This is a genomic window from Streptomyces sp. NPDC058086, assembly GCF_042885015.1.
Classification (GTDB): domain Bacteria; phylum Actinomycetota; class Actinomycetes; order Streptomycetales; family Streptomycetaceae; genus Streptomyces.
On record NZ_JBHVST010000121.1, the window covers coordinates 1 to 18,591 of the forward strand.

General features: G+C 70.5%; 17 protein-coding genes. 15 read left to right on the plus strand and 2 right to left on the minus strand.

Features of this window, described 5'->3' with window-relative positions:
• Positions 1-162: 162 nt before the first annotated feature.
• Together ACFVWD_RS49225 and ACFVWD_RS49230 are read right to left on the minus strand one after the other, a co-directional pair.
• On the minus strand, positions 163-1,836 hold the full coding sequence (locus tag ACFVWD_RS49225) for a hypothetical protein (RefSeq protein ID WP_101406227.1): 1,674 nt from the start codon (positions 1,834-1,836) through the stop codon (positions 163-165).
• 157 nt (positions 1,837-1,993) lie between these two features.
• A complete protein-coding gene (locus ACFVWD_RS49230) occupies positions 1,994-4,189 on the minus strand; it encodes an elongation factor G-like protein EF-G2 (protein WP_168517094.1) in 2,196 nt (731 codons plus the stop codon).
• Between the two features lie 216 nt (positions 4,190-4,405).
• Between ACFVWD_RS49230 and pgsA the strand changes: the two genes are divergently transcribed.
• The 15 genes from pgsA to ACFVWD_RS49305 all read left to right on the plus strand — a co-directional run bounded on the left by pgsA (position 4,406) and on the right by ACFVWD_RS49305 (position 18,583).
• Positions 4,406-5,128, plus strand: a complete 723-nt coding sequence (pgsA, locus tag ACFVWD_RS49235; RefSeq protein WP_389605002.1) for a phosphatidylinositol phosphate synthase — start codon at positions 4,406-4,408, stop codon at positions 5,126-5,128.
• Entirely contained in the window at positions 5,125-6,114 is a 990-nt protein-coding gene (locus ACFVWD_RS49240) for a phosphatidylinositol mannoside acyltransferase (protein ID WP_389605004.1), read from the plus strand. The genes pgsA and ACFVWD_RS49240 overlap by 4 nt, the downstream gene beginning before the upstream one ends.
• Positions 6,111-7,271 (plus strand): glycosyltransferase family 4 protein, encoded by a 1,161-nt coding sequence (locus tag ACFVWD_RS49245; RefSeq protein ID WP_355309689.1) that lies wholly within the window; start codon positions 6,111-6,113, stop codon positions 7,269-7,271. Before ACFVWD_RS49240 ends, ACFVWD_RS49245 begins: the two co-directional genes overlap by 4 nt.
• Positions 7,272-7,447: 176 nt before the next feature.
• Positions 7,448-8,383 (plus strand): formylglycine-generating enzyme family protein, encoded by a 936-nt coding sequence (locus ACFVWD_RS49250; RefSeq protein WP_389605021.1) that lies wholly within the window; start codon positions 7,448-7,450, stop codon positions 8,381-8,383.
• A 25-nt stretch (positions 8,384-8,408) separates the two neighbouring features.
• Positions 8,409-8,954, plus strand: a complete 546-nt coding sequence (locus ACFVWD_RS49255) for a hypothetical protein (protein WP_054233941.1) — start codon at positions 8,409-8,411, stop codon at positions 8,952-8,954.
• 395 nt (positions 8,955-9,349) lie between these two features.
• Complete coding sequence (gene pdxS, locus ACFVWD_RS49260) at positions 9,350-10,273, plus strand: pyridoxal 5'-phosphate synthase lyase subunit PdxS (RefSeq protein ID WP_389605005.1); 924 nt, start codon at positions 9,350-9,352, stop codon at positions 10,271-10,273.
• 39 nt (positions 10,274-10,312) lie between these two features.
• Entirely contained in the window at positions 10,313-10,921 is a 609-nt protein-coding gene (gene pdxT / locus ACFVWD_RS49265; RefSeq protein ID WP_266416278.1) for a pyridoxal 5'-phosphate synthase glutaminase subunit PdxT, read from the plus strand.
• Positions 10,922-10,995: 74 nt separating this feature from the next.
• Positions 10,996-11,748 carry a YebC/PmpR family DNA-binding transcriptional regulator gene (locus tag ACFVWD_RS49270; protein WP_355309692.1) on the plus strand — a complete coding sequence of 251 codons (753 nt, stop codon included), beginning with the start codon at positions 10,996-10,998 and terminating at the stop codon, positions 11,746-11,748.
• Positions 11,749-11,946: 198 nt separating this feature from the next.
• On the plus strand, positions 11,947-12,528 hold the full coding sequence (gene ruvC / locus ACFVWD_RS49275; protein ID WP_385377109.1) for a crossover junction endodeoxyribonuclease RuvC: 582 nt from the start codon (positions 11,947-11,949) through the stop codon (positions 12,526-12,528).
• On the plus strand, positions 12,525-13,133 hold the full coding sequence (gene ruvA / locus ACFVWD_RS49280) for a Holliday junction branch migration protein RuvA (protein ID WP_097226432.1): 609 nt from the start codon (positions 12,525-12,527) through the stop codon (positions 13,131-13,133). Before ruvC ends, ruvA begins: the two co-directional genes overlap by 4 nt.
• Positions 13,134-13,253: 120 nt before the next feature.
• Positions 13,254-14,324, plus strand: a complete 1,071-nt coding sequence (gene ruvB, locus ACFVWD_RS49285) for a Holliday junction branch migration DNA helicase RuvB (protein WP_389605006.1) — start codon at positions 13,254-13,256, stop codon at positions 14,322-14,324.
• A gap of 163 nt (positions 14,325-14,487) precedes the next feature.
• A complete protein-coding gene (gene yajC, locus ACFVWD_RS49290) occupies positions 14,488-15,000 on the plus strand; it encodes a preprotein translocase subunit YajC (protein WP_075027567.1) in 513 nt (170 codons plus the stop codon).
• A 139-nt stretch (positions 15,001-15,139) separates the two neighbouring features.
• Positions 15,140-16,921, plus strand: a complete 1,782-nt coding sequence (secD, locus tag ACFVWD_RS49295) for a protein translocase subunit SecD (RefSeq protein ID WP_389605008.1) — start codon at positions 15,140-15,142, stop codon at positions 16,919-16,921.
• Position 16,922: 1 nt separating this feature from the next.
• Entirely contained in the window at positions 16,923-18,038 is a 1,116-nt protein-coding gene (gene secF / locus ACFVWD_RS49300; protein WP_389605009.1) for a protein translocase subunit SecF, read from the plus strand.
• Entirely contained in the window at positions 18,035-18,583 is a 549-nt protein-coding gene (locus tag ACFVWD_RS49305) for an adenine phosphoribosyltransferase (RefSeq protein WP_389605010.1), read from the plus strand. The genes secF and ACFVWD_RS49305 overlap by 4 nt, the downstream gene beginning before the upstream one ends.
• The last annotated feature ends 8 nt before the right edge of the window (positions 18,584-18,591 follow it).

Here is an 18,591-nt window from a genome sequence, read left to right on the forward strand (position 1 = left end):
GCTTGTGGTGGGCGGCGCCGGTCCCCCCGAATAGCCTCCCGCGGGGCTCTCTCAAAGGGGCCCCCCCTGGGGCGCCCCCCGACGGGGGCGCGCGGATCTGCGCGATCAGCCCAAGACGACCTGCACCCGGCGGACGGCCATTCCTGCCCGTCCGCCGGGGGCTCACGCGTCGTAGAGGTCGGCCTTCCGAGGCGACGGATCCTGCACCGCCGTGCTGAGGAACGCCGACCGGTTCCCGAACTTCTCCGTGTCGACCCCGTTCTCGTCCAGCACCTTGATCGCCGCCGCGTGGACGACACGGAGCACCGGCGTGGCCGCCCGCAGCGCGTCGTCGGCCATGAAGCGGTGCCGCCAGGGCTGGTCGGCCCACGCGTGCCGCAGGCCGAACGGCTCGGGCAGCGTCAGCTTGCCGCCGAGCCAGTTCAGCAGCGGCGGGTACCCGGTGAGCGGGGCGCGCGCGGTGAGACGTACGACCTCGTCCGTGGTGACCAGCGGCAGCTTCACCTTGCGGGTCTCCCAGAACTTGACCGCCTTGGCGACCTCCTTCGTCGGGGCCTCTGGCTTACTGGTGAACAGGGAGTGCACGGGACCCAGGGCGTGCCCGGTGACCTCGATGCGCAGCGTCTCGTGCAGCACGGTCACGGTGATCAGCATGGTGATGATCAACTGGCCGTCCCACAGTGTCCACTGGACGCCGAGGTAGTGCCGCTGGCCGCTGCCGAACTGCTGCTTGTTGCAGATGTCCTGTATGGCGTGGCTCTTGATCGTGTACGCCTCGACGTCCGTGCCGCCCGGCCGGGACACCTCCTTGGCGTTCTCACCGATCGGCGAGACGATCCAGTGCTTGATCGAAGGGGTGGGGAAACCACCGGTGTTGAGCGGGCCGCGCTCCAGCATGCGGAGCTTGTCGTGGATGTTGCGGACGACGTCCCAGCTGCGGAAGGGGTGGATCTCCTTGTCGGGGTCCTTGGGGACGAGGTCCTCGGCGAGCTGCCAGCTGCCCCAGCGGGTGCCCATGCCGAGTATGCCCTTGGGTCCGGCGTAGAACACCGAGTTGGACTGCTGCTCGGCGCCGAGGGCGGCCAGGGCCTGGCGCAGCCGCTCGGCCGCCGTCTCGCCCGGGCTGCCGGGCACCGCCTCCGGGATCTTGGCGCCGAGACCACCGCCGGACAGCAGGCTGTCCCAGCGCTCGCGCAGGTCCTTGGCGGTCCGCTCGCAGATCTGCTTGGCCCAGAGCCAGCCGATCACCGGGAGGACCACCGACGCACGCGCGTACCAGGCCCAGAAGCCGGTGAAGGGCATGCGGACGAGGAAGACCACGGCGAGGGCACCGAAGGCGACCAGGAGCGTGGTGCCGAGGGCGCCGGCGCGCTTGTTCGTCTGCTTGGCGATCATGGACCGGAGCTGGAAGACCAGCAGCCACACCAGCAGCCCGGGCAGGAACAGCACACCGCACAGCACCATGACGGCCGACAGCCAGTTGTCCCGCTCCCGGCGGATGCGGTTCGCCGCGAGGCAGTGCTCGACGACGACCTGCGGCTCGGTGCCGAAGGACTGGATGAGGGGCTTGCGGCCGGCGCCCAGCATGCGGTCCACCACCGCCCGCCCGAAGGCCTCGCCGAGGTTGGGCCTGAAGATCGTGGCCCACTTGCGGCCTGAGCTGACGGTGGACTCGTGCCACTGGTTGTTCGCCTTGAGGATCTCGCCGACATCGCTGTCCCGGTACGCCGCCGAGGCCAGGGCGAAGGTCGCCGCCGTCTGCCCCGCGGAACCCGAGAGCGGCACCTGCGCCCCGGGAGTGAAATCGAAACCGTCGAACGCCACTTCCGCCCCCATCGCCGCCGCCCCCGCTCCTGCGGCTTTCCCGACTTCCCTGCCCCGCACACCTGTTGATCAGGTCATCGTCTTGATCAGTTCCCAGAGTATCGGCCGCGACCGACATTCGTCGGCGGACGGCCGAAGCCGCCCGCCGAGGGTGAAGGGAGCCGAACCGTCAGGCGTTCTGGGCCTGTTCGCGCATCCTTTCGGCGATCTGTGACGGCATCGGCTCGTGTCGTGCGTAGGTGCGGTTGAAGCGTGCGGTGCCGTGCGAGAGGGAGCGCAGATCCACGGCGTACCGTCCGATCTCGATCTCCGGGACCTCGGCCCGTACGAGCGTGCGTCCGCCGCCCGCCTGCTCGGTGCCGACCACCCGGCCGCGGCGCCCCGACAGGTCGCTCATCACGGCGCCCACGTACTCGTCGCCGACCAGGACCGTCACCTCGGCCACCGGCTCCAGCAGATGGATCCTGGTGTCGGCGGCCGCCTCGCGCAGGGCGAGCGCGCCCGCGGTCTGGAACGCGGCGTCGGAGGAGTCCACGGAGTGCGCCTTGCCGTCGAGCAGGGTGATCCGTACGTCGATGAGGGGATAGCCCGCGACCACGCCCTTGGCGGCCTGGGTCCGCACCCCCTTCTCGACGGAGGGGATGAACTGCCGGGGCACGGCCCCGCCGACGACCTTGTCCACGAACTCGATGCCCGAGCCGTTGGGGAGGGGTTCGACCTCGATCTCGCAGATCGCGTACTGCCCGTGCCCGCCGGACTGCTTCACATGGCGGCCACGCCCCGCGGCCTTGTCCGCGAACGTCTCCCGCAGGGAGACCTTGTGCGGGACCACGTCGACCTGGACGCCGTACCGGTTGCGCAGCCGTTCCAGGGCGACATCGGCGTGGGCCTCGCCCAGGCACCACAGGACGACCTGGTGGGTGTTCTGGTTCTGTTCCAGGCGCATGGTGGGGTCCTCGGCGACCAGCCGGCCCAGGCCCTGCGAGAGCTTGTCCTCGTCGGCCTTGCTGTGCGCCTGGATGGCGAGCGGCAGCAGCGGGTCCGGCATCTGCCAGGGCTCCATCAGCAGCGGGTCGTCCTTGGCCGAGAGCGTGTCACCGGTCTCGGCCCGGTTGAGCTTCGCCACGCAGGCCAGGTCGCCCGCGATGCAGTGCGTCAGGGAGCGCTGCTGTTTGCCGAACGGCGCGGACAGGGCGCCGACACGCTCGTCGACGTCGTGGTCCTCGTGCCCGCGGTCGGCCAGCCCGTGCCCGGAGACGTGCACCGTCTCGTCGGGGCGCAGGGTGCCCGAGAAGACGCGGACAAGGGAGACCCGGCCCACATAGGGGTCACTGGCCGTCTTCACGACCTCCGCGACCAGCGGCCCGTTCGGATCGCAGGCCTTGACCTCGCGTTCCTGACCTTCAGGTGTCGTCACGGTGGGCGCCGGGCGTTCCAGCGGGGTCGGGAAGCCACCCGTGACGAGTTCCAGGAGCTCGACGGTGCCGAGCCCCTGGCGGGCGCCCTCGGCGGCGGGCGCGGCCGCCAGGACCGGGAAGAAGGCCCCGCGCGCCACGGCCCGCTCCAGGTCCTGCACGAGCGTCTTGACGTCGATCTGCTCGCCGCCCAGATAGCGGTCCATGAGGGTCTCGTCCTCGCTCTCGGCGATGATCCCCTCGATCAGCCGGTTGCGCGCCTCCTCGATCAGCGGCAGCTGCTCCGGTCCCGGCTCGGCCTCCTTGCGCTCCCCGGAGGAGTAGTCGAACAGCCGCTGGGTGAGGAGTCCGATCAGCCCGGTGACAGGGGCGTGCCCGTCGGGCCCCTCCGCGCCGTGCAGCGGCAGGTACAGCGGCAGTACGGCGTCGGGGTCGTCCGCGCCGAAGGCCTCGGCGCAGATCCGTGTCATGTCGTCGAAATCGGCGCGCGCCGATTCGAGATGGGTGATCACGATGGCGCGTGGCATGCCGACCGCCGCGCACTCCTCCCACACCATCCGGGTCGAGCCGTCCACCCCGTCCGAGGCCGAGACGACGAAAAGGGCCGCGTCCGCGGCGCGCAGACCGGCCCTGAGTTCTCCGACGAAGTCGGCGTATCCGGGGGTGTCGATGATGTTGATCTTGTATCCGTCCCAGTCGACGGGTACCAGGGAGAGCTGCACCGAGCGCTGCTGCCGGTGCTCGATCTCGTCGTAGTCGGAGACGGCGGTGCCGTCCTCCACCCTGCCCGCCCGGTTCACTGCTCCCGCCGTCAGTGCGAGAGCTTCCACCAATGTCGTCTTGCCGGATCCGCTGTGGCCGACCAGCACCACATTCCGTACGGACGCGGGGTGGTCGGCCGCTGTAGCCCTGCCGGCGGCTCCGGGGTGTGCGTTCGCCTTGTCGCCCATGGCCTTGCCTCCCGTGCACGGTGAGGTCACTTCGGGCGCGGGCGTACGGATCCGCGTGCGGTGCGGCTCCGATGACGCCCGCGGTGTCTTCGAGCTTTGCACTCGCGTCACGGTGCGTCCATACGGGGGACGCGATCCCGCCGTGACATCGACGCCATCCCACCGTGACACGGGGTGCGGGTGCCCGGCCGTCGCACAAGCGCGCGCCTGGCTACGATGGGCCAGCCGGTGGCCAGCAGGGGCCGCGCGGCGACACCGACCCTCGGGAAGGCCATGCTGAACAAGTACGCGCGTGCATTCTTCACGCGTGTCCTCACACCGTTCGCCGCGTTTCTCATCCGTCGGGGGGTAAGCCCCGACACGGTCACCCTCCTGGGTACGGCCGGAGTCATGGCGGGCGCGCTGGTCTTCTACCCCCGGGGAGAGTTCTTCTGGGGAACGATCGTCATCACGCTCTTCGTCTTCTCCGACCTGGTCGACGGCAACATGGCGCGCCAGCTCGGCCGCTCCAGCCGCTGGGGCGCCTTCCTGGACTCCACGCTCGACCGGGTCGCCGACGGCGCGATCTTCGGCGGATTCGCGCTCTGGTACGCGGGCAGCGGCGACAACAACGCCCTGTGCGCCGTCTCGATCTTCTGCCTGGCCAGCGGCCAGGTGGTCTCGTACACCAAGGCCCGCGGCGAGTCGATCGGCCTGCCCGTCGCCGTCAACGGCCTGGTCGAGCGCGCCGAGCGCCTGGTGATCTCCCTGGTCGCGGCGGGCCTCGCGGGCCTGCACACGTTCGGGGTGCCCGGCATCCAGTGGCTGCTGCCCGTCGCGCTGTGGATCGTCGCCGTCGGCAGCCTGGTCACGCTGATCCAGCGCGTCGTCACGGTGCGCCGGGAGTCCGCGGAGGCGGACGCCGCGGCCGCGGCGCACAACAGTGGGGCCACGTCGTGACCAGTCTCCAGGAGAGGCTGGTGGACGGGGCGTACGCGCTCGGCTGGAGCACCGTCAAGAAGCTCCCGGAGCCGGTCGCGGTGCGCCTGGGCCGCACCATCGCGGACATCGCCTGGAAGCGGCGCGGCAAGGGCGTACAACGGCTGGAGAGCAACTACGCGCGCGTGCTGCCCGACGCGACCCCGGAGCGGCTCGCCGAGCTCTCCCGGGCAGGCATGCGCTCCTACCTGCGCTACTGGATGGAGTCCTTCCGCCTCCCCGCCTGGAGCGAGGAGCGCGTGCGGACGGGTTTCGACTGCAAGGACGTGCACCATCTGACGGACGGGCTGGCCTCCGACCAGGGCGTCATCCTGGCCCTGCCGCACATGGGCAACTGGGACCTCGCCGGCGCCTGGGTCACCACCAAGCTGGAGACCCCGTTCACGACCGTCGCCGAGCGCCTCAAGCCGGAATCGCTGTACGACCGTTTCGTCGCCTATCGCGAGGGCCTCGGCATGGAGGTCCTGCCGCACAGCGGCGGCACCGCGTTCGGCACGCTGGCCCGGCGGCTGCGGGACGGCGGACTGATCTGCCTGGTGGCCGAGCGTGATCTGTCGGCCTCGGGCGTCGAGGTGGAGTTCTTCGGCGAGACGACCCGGATGCCCGCGGGCCCGGCGCTGCTCGCCCAGCAGACCGGAGCCGTCCTGCTGCCGGTCACGCTCTGGTACGACGACTCACCCGTGATGCAGGGCCGTGTGCATCCCCCCGTCGAGGTCCCCGAGACAGGCACCCGGGCCGAGAAGACGTCTGTCATGACACAGGCGCTGGCCGACGCCTTCGCCACGGGTATCGCCGAACATCCGGAGGACTGGCACATGCTGCAGCGCTTGTGGCTCAAGGACCTCGATCCCGGGAAGGATCCTGACAACAGGGATTCTGACCGCGGAAATCCTGACAACAAGGATCCTGACAACGCCCAGAGGGATTCCGAGAAGAGGACTCCGTGAGGATCGGCATCGTCTGCCCCTACTCCTGGGACGTGCCGGGCGGCGTCCAGTTCCACATCCGTGACCTGGCCGAACACCTCATCCGCCGCGGACACGAGGTCTCCGTGCTCGCCCCCGCGGACGACGAGACACCGCTGCCGCCGTACGTCGTCTCGGCGGGCCGCGCGGTCCCGGTGCCCTACAACGGCTCCGTTGCGCGCCTGAACTTCGGCTTCCTGTCGGCGGCCCGGGTGCGTCGCTGGCTGCACGACGGCACCTTCGACGTGATCCACATCCACGAGCCGGCCTCGCCCTCGCTCGGCCTGCTCGCGTGCTGGGCCGCGCAGGGCCCCATCGTCGCCACCTTCCACACCTCCAACCCGCGTTCGCGGGCCATGGTCGCCGCGTACTCGATCCTCCAGGCGGCCCTGGAGAAGATCAGTGCGCGGATCGCGGTGAGCGAGTACGCCCGCCGCACCCTCGTCGAGCACCTGGGCGGCGACGCGGTCGTCATCCCGAACGGCGTCGACGTCGACTTCTTCGCCCGTGCCAAGCCCAAGCCCGAGTGGCAGGGCGACACCCTCGGCTTCATCGGCCGCATCGACGAGCCCCGCAAGGGCCTGCCCGTCCTCATGAAGGCCCTGCCCAAGATCCTCGCCGAGCGCCCGGGGACCCGGCTCCTGGTCGCCGGACGCGGTGACGAGGAGGAGGCCGTCGAGTCCCTGCCCGCCGAGATGCGCTCGCGCGTCGAGTTCCTCGGCATGGTCAGCGACGAGGACAAGGCCCGCTTCCTGCGCAGCGTCGACCTGTACGTGGCGCCCAACACCGGCGGCGAGAGCTTCGGCATCATCCTCGTGGAGGCGATGTCGGCGGGCGCGCCGGTGCTGGCCTCCGACCTCGACGCCTTCGCGCAGGTCCTCGACCAGGGCGCGGCCGGCGAACTCTTCGCCAACGAGGACGCGGACGACCTGGCCGCCGCGGCCCTGCGCCTGCTCGGCGACCCCGAGCGCCGGGCCGAACTCCGCGCGCGGGGCAGCGCCCACGTACGGCGCTTCGACTGGTCGACCGTCGGCGCGGACATCCTGTCCGTCTACGAGACGGTCACGGACGGCGCGGCGGCGGTCGCAGCGGACGAACGGACGGGGCTGCGGGCGCGGTTCGGACTGGCCCGGGACTGAGCGTGCGGGACACGCCGACGCCGGACGGGGGAGGGGCGTGCTGCGCACCCGCGCGCGGGGAGTCCGGTGCGCACGGGAAGGTCGGTGCGCACGGGGCGGCCGGTTCGCGGGAGGCCGGTGCGCACGGGGCGGCCGGTGCGCACGCGGGGGTCAGTTCGCACGGGGCGGCCAGTTCGATTTTCCAACTCTCCGTACCGGTGCCGCGCCCCGGCACGCGCACGGGCGACCGTCCTGGGCCTCCTCGTCCCCGTCCAGCGCCTGACGCCGCCGCAGTCACGCTGCCGGGCGGCGAGTTCCGCATGGGCGACGCCTTTGGCGAGGGTTACCCGCAGGACGGCGAAGGACCGGTCCGCACGGTGCGCGTCGAGCCGTTCCGGATCGACGCGACGGCCGTCACCAACGCCCGGTTCGCGGACTTCGTGCGGGCGACCGGACATGTGACGGACGCGGAGCGGTACGGCAGTTCGTTCGTGTTCCACCTGTTGCTGCACCCCCGCGCGCGGGAGGCCGTTTTCGGGGCGGTCGCCGCGGCGCCCTGGTGGCTGGGTGTCGAAGGGGCCCACTGGAGCGCGCCCGAGGGCCCCGGTTCCGACCTTGAGGACCGCGCGGACCACCCCGTGGTGCACGTCTCCCACCACGACGCCCGCGCATACTGCGCCTGGGCGGGCGCCCGGCTGCCCACCGAGGCGGAGTGGGAGTACGCGGCGCGCGGTGGCCCGGCAGGCCGCCGCTACCCCTGGGGAGACGAGTTCGCCCCCGCCGGCCAGGAGCGCATGAACACCTGGCAGGGCGACTTCCCCAGGCTCAGCACCCGCCCCGGCGGCCGCACGGGAACCGTCCCGGTGGACTCCTACGAGCCCAACGGCTTCGGTCTGTACAACACTTCGGGCAACGTGTGGGAGTGGTGCGCGGACGCCTTCACCGCGCCCTCCGGGATCTCGGCCGAGACCTCGGCGACGGACCCCGGCGAGCGGGTCATCCGCGGGGGCTCGTACCTGTGCCACGCCTCGTACTGCAACCGCTACCGGGTGGCCGCCCGGTCGAAGAACACCTCCGACTCCTCCACCGGGCACGGCGGTTTCCGTTGCGCCTGGGACGTGGGGGAGGGGTGACCACACCCGGGTAGCCTTGCCGCCCGTGACCGCAACCCTCATCTGGATCCTCGTCGGCCTCGTCGCGATCGGCCTCTACCTGAGCTGGACCGCGGGGCGTCTCGACCGGCTGCACGCCCGGATCGACGCCGCCCGCGCCGCGCTCGACGCGCAGTTGTTGCGCCGTGCCTCTGTCGCCCAGGAGTTGGCGACCTCCGGGGTGCTCGATCCCGCCGCCTCGATCGTGCTCTACGAGGCCGCGCATGCCGCGCGGCAGGCGGAGGAGGAGCAGCGCGAGGTGGCCGAGAGCGACCTCAGCCAGGCCCTGCGGGCCGTCTTCGGAGAGGTGCAGCAGGTGGAGGCGGTGCGGGAGGCGCCGGGTGGGGATGCGGCGGCGACCGAGCTGGCGCAGGCGGTGCGGCGGGTGCCGATGGCTCGGCGGTTCCACAACGACGCGGTACGTGCCGCCCGCGCTCTTCGTCGCCACCGCAAGGTCCGCTGGTTCCGTCTTGCCGGTCATGCGCCCTTCCCCATGGCCTTCGAAATGGACGACGAGCCGCCCACCGCCCTGGCGGACCGCCCCACGACCTGACGACGGGGGTCCCTTTCGGCCGCGGTGGGTGGGTGTCGCTCCGGGGCTGCGGGCTGGTGGCGGCGGGCCGCGCAGTTCCCCGCGCCCCTCGGGCGGGGCTGCGCCCCGAATCCCCGCCCGCCCGCTGTCTTTTCGCCGACGGCCGGTGGGGGCTGGTCGCGCAGTTCCCCGCTCCCCTTAAGGCGCTGCGCGCATCCTTCAGCCCGTCCGGCGTTTGAGGACGAGACCGTTCAGGCCGATGCGGGGGCTACGGGCGGAGCCCTCTGGGATGGGACGGGTAGGGACGGCGGGGGCGAAAAGGATCCACCGGCTCCCCATTGGCCCTTGCTGTGGACTGGTCCACTCGCGTTTCCTCAGTGCTGCAGAAATCCTCTTTCACCGAGTGAGGTCAACCCGTGTCCAGCACGCTCTCCAACACCGCCCAGTCCGCCGAGAACGCCGCAACCGGCACCGCCCGCGTCAAGCGCGGCATGGCGGAGCAGCTCAAGGGCGGCGTGATCATGGACGTGGTCAACGCCGAGCAGGCGAAGATCGCCGAGGACGCCGGCGCCGTGGCCGTCATGGCCCTGGAGCGGGTGCCCGCCGACATCCGCAAGGACGGCGGCGTGGCCCGTATGTCGGACCCGACCATGATCGAGGAGATCATCGACGCGGTCTCCATCCCCGTCATGGCCAAGTCCCGCATCGGTCACTTCGTCGAGGCCCAGGTCCTCCAGTCCCTCGGTGTCGACTACATCGACGAGTCCGAGGTCCTCACCCCGGCCGACGAGGTCAACCACTCCGACAAGTGGGCCTTCACGACCCCCTTCGTCTGCGGTGCCACCAACCTCGGCGAGGCCCTGCGCCGCATCGCCGAGGGCGCCGCCATGATCCGCTCCAAGGGCGAGGCCGGCACCGGCAACGTCGTCGAGGCCGTCCGTCACCTGCGCCAGATCAAGAACGAGATCGCCCGGCTGCGCGGCTTCGACAACAACGAGCTGTACGCCGCCGCCAAGGACCTGCGCGCCCCGTACGAGCTGGTCAAGGAGGTCGCCGAGCTCGGCAAGCTCCCGGTCGTGCTGTTCTCCGCCGGTGGTGTCGCGACCCCCGCCGACGCCGCTCTCATGCGTCAGCTCGGCGCCGAGGGCGTCTTCGTGGGCTCCGGCATCTTCAAGTCCGGCGATCCGGCCAAGCGCGCCGCCGCCATCGTGAAGGCGACCACCTTCTACGACGACCCGAAGATCATCGCGGACGCCTCCCGCAACCTGGGCGAGGCCATGGTCGGCATCAACTGCGACACCCTCCCCGAGACCGAGCGCTACGCCAACCGCGGCTGGTAAGAGGCCGGACCCCAGAGACCGGACAAAGGCATCACGTACATGACTGACGCACCTGTCATAGGCGTCCTGGCACTCCAGGGCGACGTACGGGAGCACCTCATCGCCCTGGCCTCGGCGGACGCCGTGGCCAGGCCGGTGCGGCGTCCCGAGGAGCTCGCCGAGGTGGACGGCCTGGTCATCCCCGGCGGCGAGTCCACCACCATCTCCAAGCTGGCCGTCCTGTTCGGCATGATGGAGCCCCTCCGCGCGCGCGTGCGCGGCGGCATGCCGGTCTACGGCACCTGCGCCGGCATGATCATGCTCGCCGACAAGATCCTCGACCCGCGCTCGGGCCAGGAGACGATCGGCGGCATCGACATGATCGTGCGCCGCAACGCCTTCGGACGTCAGAACGAGTCCTTCGAAGCGGCGGTCGACGTCCGGGGCGTCGAGGGCGATCCTGTAGAGGGCGTTTTCATCCGCGCCCCCTGGGTCGAGTCCGTGGGCGCCGCGGCCGAAGTGCTCGCCGAGCACGAGGGTCACATCGTCGCCGTACGCCAGGGCACCGCGCTCGCCACGTCGTTCCACCCGGAACTGACCGGCGACCACCGCGTGCACGGCCTGTTCGTCGACATGGTGCGCGCGAACCGGACACCGGAGTCCTTGTAGGATCTGGGGGTCCCCCAGATCCTCAAGGTCGGGGGGAGTTCGTACAGGATGGGTTACGCGAAGGAGACAGGCAGATGTCCGGCCACTCTAAATGGGCTACGACGAAGCACAAGAAGGCCGTGATCGACGCCAAGCGCGGCAAGCTCTTCGCGAAGATGATCAAGAATATCGAGGTCGCGGCCCGCACCGGTGGCGCCGATGTGTCCGGCAACCCGACGCTGTTCGACGCCATCCAGAAGGCCAAGAAGAGCTCGGTCCCGAACAAGAACATCGACTCCGCGGTCAAGCGCGGCGCCGGTCTCGAGGCCGGTGGCGCCGACTACGAGACGATCATGTACGAGGGTTACGGGCCGAACGGTGTCGCGGTGCTCATCGAGTGCCTCACCGACAACCGCAACCGCGCCGCCTCGGACGTCCGCGTCGCCATGACGCGCAACGGCGGCAACATGGCCGACCCGGGCTCCGTCTCGTACCTCTTCAACCGCAAGGGCGTCGTCATCGTCCCCAAGGGCGAGCTGACCGAGGACGACGTCCTGGGTGCCGTGCTCGACGCGGGTGCCGAAGAGGTCAACGACCTCGGCGAGTCCTTCGAGGTCATCTCCGAGGCCACCGACCTGGTCGCGGTCCGCACGGCCCTCCAGGGCGCCGGCGTCGACTACGACTCCGCCGAGGCCAACTTCGTCCCGACCATGCAGGTCGAGCTCGACGAAGAGGGCGCCCGGAAGATCTTCAAGCTGATCGACGCCCTGGAGGACAGCGACGACGTGCAGAACGTCTTCGCCAACTTCGACGTGAGCGACGACGTGATGGCCAAGGTCGACGCCTGAGCTGCCAAGGATTCATTTCGGCGGGCCCGCGGGACACGTCCTGCCGGCCCGCCGTCGTTGTCAGTGGCAGCGGTTAGCCTGTCGGGGACGGATGATGATCGCGGTCCATCGGACCGCAACCATCAATCGAGGAACCACGACGGCGATCAGCCACTTCCGCGCGAGCGGCGGCGGCTCAGCCGCAAAGGGGGGTTTGGGGTGCGAGTGCTGGGCGTTGACCCGGGACTGACCCGATGCGGTGTCGGGGTGGTCGAAGGCGTCGCGGGCCGACCCCTGACCATGCGCGGCGTCGGAGTCGTACGCACTCCGGTGGACGCCGAGTTGGGCCTGCGCCTCGTCGCCATCGAGCAGGGCATCGAGCAGTGGCTCGACGAGTACGAGCCCGAAGTCGTCGCCGTGGAGCGGGTGTTCAGCCAGCACAACGTGCGGACGGTGATGGGCACGGCCCAGGCCAGCGCCGTCGCTATGCTCTGCGCCGCCCGCCGCGGCCTCCCGGTCGCCCTGCACACCCCGAGCGAGGTCAAGGCCGCCGTCACCGGCAGCGGACGCGCGGACAAGGCCCAGGTCGGTGCCATGGTCACCAGGCTGCTCAGGCTCGACGCGCCGCCCAAGCCCGCCGACGCCGCGGACGCCCTCGCCCTCGCCATCTGTCACATCTGGCGCGCCCCCGCGCAGAATCGACTCCAGCAGGCCGTCGCGCAGAACCGGCTCCAACAGGCCGCCGCCCTGCACGCGTCGAAACCCGCATCGCAGCACGCTTCGAAAGGCCGTACCGCATGATCGCCTTCGTCAGCGGCCCGGTCGCCGCCCTCGCCCCGGACTCCGCGGTCGTCGAGGTCGGCGGCATCGGCATCGCCGTCCAGTGCTCGCCCAATACGCTCTCCGGGCTCCGGATGGGACAGCAGACCAAGCTCGCCACCTCCCTCGTCGTGCGCGAGGACTCCCTGACGCTGTACGGCTTCGCGGACGACGACGAGCGCGGGACCTTCGAGCTGCTCCAGACCGCCAGCGGTGTCGGCCCGCGCCTCGCGCAGGCCATGCTCGCCACCCACTCGCCCGACGCCCTGCGCCGCGCGATCGCCACGGGTGACGAGAAGACGCTCACGGCCGTACCCGGCATCGGCAAGAGGGGAGCCCAGAAGCTCCTGCTGGAGCTCAAGGACCGGCTCGGCGAGCCCCTCGGCACGAGCACCGGCATCGGCGCCCCGGTCAGCACCGGCTGGCGCGACCAGTTGCACGCCGCGCTGATCGGCCTCGGGTACGCCACGCGCGAGGCCGACGAGGCCGTCTCCGCCGTCGCTCCGCAGGCCGAGGCCGCCGAGGGCACACCCCAGGTGGGCCAGCTGCTCAAGGCCGCCCTCCAGACCCTCAACCGCGCCCGCTGAACCACCGGCCGCCCGACCACCAGACCGCGAGGCACACGTGCACGCTGTGTCTTCCCGGGGAGCGCCCCCGGACCCCCGACCGGATGACACAGCCGGCATGCCACGGCTAGGAGAACTTCAGTGAACTGGGACGACACGACCGACGAGAGCGACGCCGAGCGGCTCGTCGGCGCGTCCGCCGACCGTGAGGACCAGGCCGTCGAGGCGGCCCTGCGCCCCAAGGACCTGGACGAGTTCATCGGCCAGGAGAAGGTCCGCGAGCAGCTCGACCTCGTGCTGCGCGCCGCCCGGGCGCGCGGAGCCACCGCCGACCACGTGCTGCTCTCCGGCGCCCCCGGCCTCGGCAAGACCACCCTCTCGATGATCATCGCCGCCGAGATGGGCGCCCCCATCCGCATCACCAGCGGCCCGGCCATCCAGCATGCCGGTGACCTGGCGGCGATCCTCTCCTCGCTCCAGGAGGGCGAGGTGCTGTTCCTGGACGAGATCCACCGCATGTCCCGGCCCGCCGAGGAGATGCTCTACATGGCGATGGAGGACTTCCGCGTCGACGTGATCGTCGGCAAGGGCCCCGGCGCCACCGCGATCCCGCTGGAGCTGCCGCCGTTCACGCTGGTCGGCGCCACCACGCGCGCGGGTCTGCTGCCGCCCCCGCTGCGCGACCGCTTCGGCTTCACCGCGCACATGGAGTTCTACGAGCCCGCGGAGCTCCAGCGCGTCATCCACCGTTCCGCGAATCTCCTCGACGTGGAGATCGGCGCGGAAGGCGCGGCCGAGATCGCGGGACGCTCCCGCGGCACGCCCCGTATCGCCAACCGTCTGCTGCGCCGCGTCCGGGACTACGCGCAGGTCAAGGCGGACGGGATCATCACGCGCGAGATCGCCGCGGCCGCGCTCAAGGTCTACGAGGTCGACGCCCGCGGCCTCGACCGGCTCGACCGCGGTGTCCTGGAGGCCCTGCTCAAGCTGTTCGGCGGCGGCCCGGTCGGTCTGTCCACGCTCGCGGTCGCGGTGGGGGAGGAGCGCGAGACCGTCGAGGAGGTCGCCGAGCCCTTCCTCGTACGGGAGGGACTGCTCGCCCGCACACCGCGCGGCCGGGTGGCGACCCCGGCGGCATGGGCCCATCTCGGCCTGACGCCGCCGCGCCAGTCGACCGGGGGAAACGGACAAGGGGACCTGTTCGGGGCGTGACGGCGCGCGCACTCGCGGGGTCAGGAACCCCGGTGCCATGCTGAGCGTTGTTCCCTGAGTGCGGACTCGCTTAGACTCCGCCGATGCCGCCCTTGTCGACGGCATACATACCCCCATCCAGCAGGCCGCTCACCATCGCGGTCGAAGAAGGAAGTTCCGACCCGTGAGTCTCGTGACCCTCCTCCCGTTCATCGTGCTCATCGGGGCCATGTTCCTGATGACCCGGTCGGCCAAGAAGAAGCAGCAGCAGGCCGCTTCCATGCGCAATGAGATGCAGCCCGGCTCCGGCGTGCGCACGATCGGTGGCATGTACGCCACTGTCAAGGAGGTCAACGAGGACTCGGTCCTCCTTGACGCCGGCCCGGGCGTCGACCTGCTGTTTGCGAAGAACGCGATCGGCGCCGTGCTTTCCGACGACGAGTACAACCGCATCGTCCACGGCGCCGAGCACGACCTGGATGCGGACGGGTCGGTTGTTCCCGACGACGCCTCCTCCCTCACCGAGACCGACGAGCCCGCCGCCGACGCCTCTTCCGACGCCTCCGACGACAAGCCCCTCGACCTCGGCAAGAAGGACGTGGCCGCCGAGCCGTCCGACAAGCCCGCCGAGGCGAAGGCCGACGAGGCCGACGAAGCAGAGCCGAAGAAGACCGACGGCGAGTCCGACGCGAAGTAGTCACGCCCCGGGGACGCGGCGTGATCCGCTTGCGCTCCGCACCTCCGGGACCTGCGTTTTCGCACGGAATCCCGACACCATGTCATGGTCGCCCCCGCGCTGACCCCGCGCACGGCGGCCCGAGAGGGAGTACGAGAAGGTGGCAGCACCGAAGAAGGGCCGGAGCGCGAGCGCCCAGAGCAGGCCGGGGCGCTCGCTGGCCTTCATCCTGATCGCCATCGCGGCGCTCACGGGGGGGATGTTCCTCTCCGGGCATCCCACCCCGCGTCTCGGCATCGACCTCGCCGGCGGCACGAGCATCACGCTCACGGCGAAGAACGAGCCGGGCCAGCCGAACGCGATCAACAAGACCAACATGAACACCGCGGTCGACATCATGAACCGCCGTGTCAACGGTCTCGGCGTCTCTGAGGCCGAGGTGCAGACCCAGGGATCCGACAACATCATTGTCAACATCCCCAAGGGCACGAACTCCAAGGAGGCCCGGGACCAGGTCGGCACCACCGCGAAGCTCTACTTCCGTCCGGTCCTGACCACCGAGGTCTCCGGTTCGGCCGCGACGGCCAGCCCGTCGCCCAGCGCCTCGAGCAGCTCCTCATCGAAGGCCACGGACAAGGCCACCGAGAAGGCGACCTCGTCGAGCTCCGCGAGCCCGACGTCCTCCGCCACCTCCCAGGGCCGCGCGGTCACCGACGCCCTGAAGGCCGGCTCCACGCCGTCCGCGAGCAGCTCCGCGAGCTCCTCGGCCAGCCCCTCGGCCTCCTCCAGCGCCTCGCCGTCGGCGACCAGCAGCGCGAGCGCCAGTGCCGCTGCCACCAAGCTCGAGGCCCAGTACACGGCGCTCAACTGCGCGGACAAGGCGCAGCGCGCCAAGGCCGGCGAAGGCTCCAAGGCCACCGACCCCACCGTGGCCTGCGGCAAGAACTCCTCGGGCCAGTGGCAGAAGTACATCCTCGGCCCCGCCGAGGTCTCGGGTACGGACATCAAGAGCGCCTCGGCCGTCTTCGACACCCAGAGCGCGGCGGGCTGGAAGGTCACCATGGAGTTCACCTCCGGTGGCTCCAAGAAGTTCGCCAACATCACCGGCAAGCTCGCGAAGAACCAGTCCCCGCAGAACCAGTTCGCGATCGTCCTCGACGGTGATGTCGTCTCCGACCCGTTCGTCCAGCAGGCGCTGACCGGCGGCAACGCGGAGATCTCCGGCAGCTTCGACCAGACCGAGGCGCAGAGCCTGGCGAACATGCTGAAGTACGGCGCGCTGCCGCTCACCTTCAAGGAGTCGAGCGTCACCACGGTGACGGCCGCACTCGGCGGCGAGCAGCTGCACGCCGGTCTGATCGCGGGCGCCATCGGCCTCGGCCTGGTCGTCATCTACCTGGTGGTCTACTACCGGGGCCTGTCGATCATCGCCATCCCCTCCCTGCTGGTCTCGGGTGCCCTCACGTACGTGATCATGGCGTTGCTCGGTCCCACCATCGGCTTCGCGCTGAACCTGCCTGCGGTCTGCGGTGCGATCGTCGCGATCGGAATCACAGCGGACTCGTTCATCGTGTTCTTCGAACGCATCCGGGACGAGATCCGCGAGGGCCGTTCCCTGCGCCCGGCCGTCGAGCGTGCCTGGCCGCGCGCCCGGCGCACCATCCTGGTCTCCGACTTCGTGTCGTTCCTCGCCGCCGCGGTGCTCTTCATCGTCACCGTCGGCAAGGTCCAGGGCTTCGCGTTCACGCTCGGTCTGACCACGGTGCTCGACGTGGTCGTCGTGTTCTTCTTCACCAAGCCGCTGATGACGCTCCTCGCCCGCCGGAAGTTCTACGCGAGCGGCAGCAAGTGGTCCGGCCTCGACCCCAAGGCCCTGGGCGCCAAGCCCCCGCTGCGCCGTACGCGCCGTCCCTCCGCCCCCGTCGACCCGAAGGAGGCGTGAGATGTCGAAACTCGGCACCCTCGGCGCCCGGCTCCACCGCGGCGAGATCGGCTACGACTTCGTCGGCAAGCGCAAGATCTGGTACGGCATCTCGATCCTGATCACCATCACGGCCATCCTCGGCCTGACGGTGCGCGGCCTGAACATGGGCATCGAGTTCCAGGGCGGCGCCGTCTTCACCACCGGGAAGACCAGCGTCTCGGTGGCCCAGGCCGAGACGTACGCGCAGAACTCGTCCGGCCATGACGCGGTCGTCCAGAAGCTCGGCAACGGCGGACTGCGCATCCAGGTCGCCGGCATCGACACGGACAAGTCCGACAAGATCAAGGACGAGCTCGCCAAGGACCTGAACGTCAACGCGGAGTCGATCAACGCGGACCTGGTCGGCCCCAGCTGGGGTGACCAGATCGCCAACAAGGCCTGGGAGGGCCTGGCGATCTTCATGGTCCTCGTCGTGATCTACCTGGCGATCGCGTTCGAGTGGCGCATGGCCGTGGCCGCGCTCGTGGCCCTGATCCACGACATCACGATCACGGTCGGCATCTACGCCCTGGTGGGCTTCGAGGTCACCCCGGGCACCGTGATCGGTCTGCTCACCATCCTCGGTTACTCGCTCTACGACACGGTCGTCGTCTTCGACAGCCTCAAGGAGCAGACGAAGGACATCACCAAGCAGACCCGCTACACGTACAGCGAGATCGCCGACCGCTCGATCAACGGCACCCTGGTCCGTTCGATCAACACCACGGTGGTCGCGCTGCTGCCGGTCGCCGGCCTGCTGTTCATCGGTGGCGGTGTCCTCGGCGCGGGCATGCTCAACGACATCTCGCTGTCGCTGTTCGTCGGCCTCGCGGCCGGTGCGTACTCCTCGATCTTCATTGCCACGCCGCTCGTCGCCGACCTCAAGGAGCGCGAGCCGCAGATGAAGGCCCTCAGGAAGCGCGTCCTCGCCAAGCGGGCCCAGGCCGCCGCCAAGGGCGAGCCTCTGGAGAGCGAGGTCTCCGACGTGATGCTGGACGACGAGCCGGAGGACGACGGGCCCATGGTCGTCGGCCCGCGCAACCAGCCCGCGTCCCGCAACCGGGGCCGTGGCCGACCCTCGGGGAAGCGCCGATGACCGAGCTCACGGACATCACGACGCTGCTGCTCAGCCGTATCCGCGACGTGGCCGACTACCCGGAGCCGGGTGTGATGTTCAAGGACATCACCCCGCTCCTGGCGGACCCGGCGGCCTTCACGGCGCTCACCGACGCCCTGGCGGAGATCGCCGTGCGCGCCGAGGCCACGAAGATCGTCGGTCTGGAGGCCCGCGGCTTCATCCTCGGCGCCCCCGTCGCCGTCCGCGCCGGGATCGGCTTCATCCCCGTACGCAAGGCGGGCAAGCTCCCCGGAGCGACCCTGTCGCAGGCGTACGACCTGGAGTACGGCTCCGCCGAGATCGAGGTGCACGCCGAGGACCTGAACGGGGCCGACCGCGTCCTGGTCGTCGACGACGTCCTCGCCACCGGCGGCACCGCCGAGGCCTCGCTCCAGCTCATCCGCCGGGCGGGCGCCGAGGTCGCGGGCGTCGCCGTGCTGATGGAGCTCGGTTTCCTGGGCGGTCGCGGCCGTCTGGAGCCCGCTCTCGCGGGCGCTCCGCTGGAGGCGCTGCTCAAGGTCTGAGGGCCGCG

Bases quoted from the DNA above. Each gene is read 5' to 3' on its own strand.
- ACFVWD_RS49305 (WP_389605010.1), top strand. From the start codon at position 18,035: ATGACCGAGCTCACGGACATCACGACGCTGCTGCTCAGCCGTATCCGC.
- ACFVWD_RS49225 (WP_101406227.1), bottom strand. From the start codon at position 1,836: ATGGGGGCGGAAGTGGCGTTCGACGGTTTCGATTTCACTCCCGGGGCG.
- ACFVWD_RS49270 (WP_355309692.1), top strand. From the start codon at position 10,996: ATGTCCGGCCACTCTAAATGGGCTACGACGAAGCACAAGAAGGCCGTG.
- ACFVWD_RS49230 (WP_168517094.1), bottom strand. From the start codon at position 4,189: ATGGGCGACAAGGCGAACGCACACCCCGGAGCCGCCGGCAGGGCTACA.
- pdxT (WP_266416278.1), top strand. From the start codon at position 10,313: ATGACTGACGCACCTGTCATAGGCGTCCTGGCACTCCAGGGCGACGTA.
- secF (WP_389605009.1), top strand. From the start codon at position 16,923: ATGTCGAAACTCGGCACCCTCGGCGCCCGGCTCCACCGCGGCGAGATC.
- pgsA (WP_389605002.1), top strand. From the start codon at position 4,406: ATGGGCCAGCCGGTGGCCAGCAGGGGCCGCGCGGCGACACCGACCCTC.
- ruvA (WP_097226432.1), top strand. From the start codon at position 12,525: ATGATCGCCTTCGTCAGCGGCCCGGTCGCCGCCCTCGCCCCGGACTCC.